We start from the raw sequence: 4,188 nt of genomic DNA, 5'->3' as shown, positions 1-4,188 counted from the left end.
TTATTATATGAAAGTAATAAATAATTAAATAAAATATAAGGAATTTTTAAGTTAATAATTGAATAGAATAACGACGAATTGAAGATTTTATTAGAAGAAATAGTTTCATATTTTTCACTATTTCAGGTTCGAATTCAGTTTTTCTATCCCTTAGAATATCTAAATCCAGGTCACCGAAGGAACTTCATAAGTTCTTTTGACTATATCCGTTTCGGTAATTACAATCTTAATAAACCTCGCTTTATCTTTCATATTTATTTTTTCCTAAATTCTCTTCCATTTCTCCTTCTAGAATATTTTCCAAAACATCTTTTACTAGCCTTTGTATCAATTCATTTTTATCCATAACATCATTAATAGTCTTACACTTTTTAACTTCTTCCTTGCAATCAAAGTCGGTATTAATTTCCTTGCAGGATAATTATCCATCGAAAGTCCCTTTTAATATAAAAAAATGACTTAACTTCTACAGTTAAGCCATTTCACAAACCAATATGGTATCCCCAACAGGGATCGAACCTGTATCTGTCCCTTAGGAGGGGACTGTTCTATCCATTGAACTATGGAGACATATACAAATAAAATTGTATAATAACATTTTCTACATGTCAATATTATGAACAAATAAAAACTTTTATAAGTGATTAATTTGTTATATACTTAATTATGGAATTATTTTTATTGATTGAAAGGATTTGATTGAATGCTTAGATCTATAGTTTGGTATATTGTGTTCTTTGGAACTATAATTTTAACCATACCTGCATTAATTAGAACTAAAATGTTAGATAAAAAAGGTGAAACTGAAAAAAGAGATGCTTTAGTTTACAAAGTTACTACACTGTGGGCTAAAACACTTTTAAAAGTAGCTGGAGTTAAGGTAATTGTTCATGGTGTAGAAAATATACCTAAAGATAAAAATGTATTATATATAGGAAATCACCAAGGAAATTTTGATATTCCAATTTATATGAGTCAAATACCTGGATTGAAAGGTTTTGTATCTAAGATAGAAGTAAAGAAAATACCAGGGGTAAGAACTTGGATGGAATACATGTATTGTGTATTTATGGATAGAAGCAATATAAGAAAAGCTGGAGAAGCTATCGTTCATGGTATTAAGATTCTTAAATCTGGTCATTCACTAGTTATTTTCCCAGAAGGAACTAGAAGTAAGGGAAATAATATGGGAGAATTTAAAGCTGGAAGCTTTAAGCTTGCAACTAAATCTAAATGTCCTATAGTTCCTGTTACTATGGATGGGTCTTATAAAATTATGGAGACTAATAAGAGAAAATGGACTTTAAAACCAGCAACTGTTAATCTTTATATACATCCAGCTATAGAAACTGCTGACTTAAGTAAAGAAGAACAAGATGCATTACCTAAGAAGGTTTATGAAATTATTAAAAATCAACTTCATAAAGCTTAAAATAAATTCATAATAAAATTTTAAAACAAAAGTCGGCAAAATTGCCGACTTTTATTAATTTATACTTTTTAATATAATTTGCTAAAATCATGGTTTATTATTTCTAGTAATTTAAACTCTTCATTCTCAAATTCAAATTTTAATATACAACAGTTATTTAGCCTTTCCTCTTGGTCAATATCACTATTATAAGCCCAATGCCTCATAAATTGACGGCAAGCAGCTCCATGAGAAACAGCTAAAACTGTATGGTGATCATCTTTTTTCATAATTGAACTAAGAGTTTCTACTACTCTGTTTCTCAATTCAAATTCATCTTCACCACCATACTTAACAAAAAAGTCTCTGTACGGTAATGGTGGATTTAAGTCCTCGCTTTCCCCTTCAAAGGTCCCAAAATTCCATTCCTTAAGTCCCTTTACTCTTGTATATGGAATCTTCGTAACATATTCTAATGTATCACAAGCCCTTTCAGATGTAGATGAATATGCATGATCAAAAGTTATGTTATTTCTTTTAAAATATTCACCAGCAATGACCGCTTGTCCAATTCCTAACTTAGTTAATGGAGAATCACACCACCCTTGAACTTTTCTTCTAAAATTAAAAAGCGTTTGTCCATGTCTCATTAAGTATAATATTTTTTTCATAAACCCTTCCCCCTATCTAACAAGATTAGCTAACATTTCTACTGCTGATGCTTCTTGGTGATTAAAGAAAGAGCTTTCTTTTTTATCTAAAGAAGATATTTTATTCATATCCTCTTCACTTAACTTAAAACTAAAAACATCTATATTTTGCAGCATTCTTTCCTTATTAACTGTTTTAGCTAATGGAACGATACCCCTTTGAAGTAACCACCTTAAAATAACTTGCGCCACTGATTTATTATATTTCTCTCCTATCGTTCTCAACTCTGGATTTTCAAACATTCCATTTTTCCCTTCAGCAAAAGGAGCCCAGGCTTGTAATTGTACATTATATTTTTGATTATATGCCTGCGCATCTAATTGTTGGTGAAATGGATTAATCTCAATCTGATTTACAGCTGGTTTTACCTCATTAAATAAAGCTAAATCAACTAAACGATCTGGATAAAAATTTGATACTCCTATTGCTTTTATTTTTCCTTCTTTATATAAATCTTGCATAGCTCTATAAGTTCCATAGTAATCATTTACTGGTTGATGAATTAATACTAAGTCCAAATAATCTAATTTCATTTTCTTCAAAGAAGATTCAATAGATGTTTTGGCTTTTTCATAGCCACTATTACTAATCCATACTTTAGTTGTTATAAATAGCTCTTCCCTAGGTACTAATGACTTAGCGATAGCCTTTCCAACAGCTTCTTCATTACCATAAGCTTGTGCTGTATCAATTAAACGGTAACCTACATCAATAGCATCCAAAACAACTCTAACACATTCTTCATTATCTGTGATTTGAAAAACTCCAAATCCAACTGCTGGCATTTTCACATCATTATTTAGGCTTACATACTCCATTTTAATTTCTCCTTTATTTCTATTATTTTTAATCTTATAATAATATTACCAGTAGGTAGTCACTACCTAGCAAGAGTTTTTTATTTTAATTTAGGAGGTAATTTTATGTATACAACTAAAGAGGCCTGTGAACTCGTTGGAATATCCTATGAAACATTGAAGTTTTATTGCAAAGAAGGTCTAGTACCTAATGTCAAAAGGGATAAAAATAATTATCGTAAATTTAATGAAAAAAATATCGCATGGCTAAAAGGACTACAATGTCTAAGAAAATGTGGAATGAGCATTAAAGATATGAAGTTATATATGAATTATTGTATAGAAGGTCCTTCTACAATTCCAGAAAGAAAAGAGATGCTTGACAAATCAAAGGAATCCTTATTAAACAGAATTAAAGAACTTAATGAATGTATTGATTTTATTGATAATAAACAATCTTTTTATGATGATGTATTAACTGGCAAGACAGAGTATATTAGTAATCTAATTGAAAATTGATATATTATCTTATATATACTTAGAGCAAGGTAATCAGTATTACCTTGCTCTAAGTATATTCTTTATTAATTATATATTCCTTGTTACTTTTTTCAAAGTTAAGAAGCTTTTCTTGAATGTCAGTATGATTCCCTGCATATCCAATTAATTTTTTATTCTTACCTATAACTCTATGGCAAGGTATTATTATTGGAATTGGATTAAATTTATTTGCCTGACCTATAGCTCTTACTGCTTTATCTTTACCTATGGCTTTTGCTATATCACTATAGCTTCTTAATTCTCCATAAGGTATTTTCAATAATTCTTCCCAGACCCTTTTTCTAAACTCTGTTCCTGATAAATCCATTTTTAAATCAAAGTTGCTTCTCTCTCTATTAAAGTACTCGTTAATTTGCTCAGCTACATCACTACACTCTTTAACACTTTCAATTAAAGTAATTTCTTTTAAATCACAATCATTTTTAAACTTTTTAAAGGAATCTTCAATTATTTCAATTCTTTTTAGGCCCATATCACTTTTTACTATTATTATTTCTCCAATAATTTCAGTATTTAATTTAGAATAGTATAAAATCTCTTTAAAATTAATCATAATCTCCTCCTCCTAAAGGTTTACCTATTAACTTTTTATAAATTTTTGCAAAATAACTTAATTTACTAATAAATAATACGAGCATATTTCTCAATTATAGTGTATACTAAGTTAGTTAAGAATAAAAATATAATAATATTTAGAAATATAATAAC

Annotated in this window: 5 protein-coding genes, 1 tRNA gene and 1 pseudogene; 2 read left to right on the top strand and 5 right to left on the bottom strand. The window is 28.7% G+C overall.

Annotated elements, in window-relative coordinates:
* Positions 1-112: 112 nt before the first annotated feature.
* Positions 113-406 (bottom strand): annotated as a pseudogene (locus E6248_RS13960) (transposase); the annotation flags it as partial.
* Positions 407-495: 89 nt separating this feature from the next.
* A tRNA-Arg gene (locus E6248_RS13955) sits at positions 496-570 on the bottom strand.
* A gap of 133 nt (positions 571-703) precedes the next feature.
* Between E6248_RS13955 and E6248_RS13950 the strand changes: the two genes are divergently transcribed.
* The gene (locus E6248_RS13950; RefSeq protein WP_316341396.1) at positions 704-1,432 is read left to right on the top strand and encodes a lysophospholipid acyltransferase family protein; all 729 of its coding nucleotides are present in this window, start codon (positions 704-706) and stop codon (positions 1,430-1,432) included.
* Between the two features lie 68 nt (positions 1,433-1,500).
* Here E6248_RS13950 and E6248_RS13945 read toward each other — a convergent pair whose 3' ends face one another.
* Both E6248_RS13945 and E6248_RS13940 read right to left on the bottom strand, forming a co-directional pair.
* Positions 1,501-2,082 (bottom strand): histidine phosphatase family protein, encoded by a 582-nt coding sequence (locus E6248_RS13945; protein WP_316341395.1) that lies wholly within the window; start codon positions 2,080-2,082, stop codon positions 1,501-1,503.
* Between the two features lie 12 nt (positions 2,083-2,094).
* Positions 2,095-2,940: an aldo/keto reductase gene (locus E6248_RS13940; protein ID WP_316341394.1), complete on the bottom strand. Its 846-nt coding sequence runs from the start codon at positions 2,938-2,940 to the stop codon at positions 2,095-2,097.
* 105 nt (positions 2,941-3,045) lie between these two features.
* On the opposite strand from E6248_RS13940, the gene E6248_RS13935 reads away from it, so the two are divergent.
* Positions 3,046-3,438, top strand: coding sequence for a MerR family transcriptional regulator (locus E6248_RS13935; protein ID WP_316341393.1), 393 nt, complete (start codon positions 3,046-3,048; stop codon positions 3,436-3,438).
* 49 nt (positions 3,439-3,487) lie between these two features.
* On the opposite strand, the gene E6248_RS13930 is transcribed toward E6248_RS13935, so the two are convergent.
* Positions 3,488-4,033: a methylated-DNA--[protein]-cysteine S-methyltransferase gene (locus E6248_RS13930; RefSeq protein WP_316341392.1), complete on the bottom strand. Its 546-nt coding sequence runs from the start codon at positions 4,031-4,033 to the stop codon at positions 3,488-3,490.
* Positions 4,034-4,188: the final 155 nt, after the last annotated feature.

The sequence above is a fragment of the Clostridium sp. genome, assembly GCF_032552055.1.
Classification (GTDB): Bacteria; Bacillota; Clostridia; order Clostridiales; family Clostridiaceae; genus Clostridium.
Note: the sequence above shows the minus strand (reverse complement) of the source record. Positions and strands in the feature narration are given on the sequence as shown.

What these genes read in the sequence shown, in the direction of transcription:
- E6248_RS13950 (WP_316341396.1), top strand. Translation starts at nt 704, where the DNA reads ATGCTTAGATCTATAGTTTGGTATATTGTGTTCTTTGGAACTATAATT.
- E6248_RS13945 (WP_316341395.1), bottom strand. Translation starts at nt 2,082, where the DNA reads ATGAAAAAAATATTATACTTAATGAGACATGGACAAACGCTTTTTAAT.
- E6248_RS13940 (WP_316341394.1), bottom strand. Translation starts at nt 2,940, where the DNA reads ATGGAGTATGTAAGCCTAAATAATGATGTGAAAATGCCAGCAGTTGGA.
- E6248_RS13935 (WP_316341393.1), top strand. Translation starts at nt 3,046, where the DNA reads ATGTATACAACTAAAGAGGCCTGTGAACTCGTTGGAATATCCTATGAA.
- E6248_RS13930 (WP_316341392.1), bottom strand. Translation starts at nt 4,033, where the DNA reads ATGATTAATTTTAAAGAGATTTTATACTATTCTAAATTAAATACTGAA.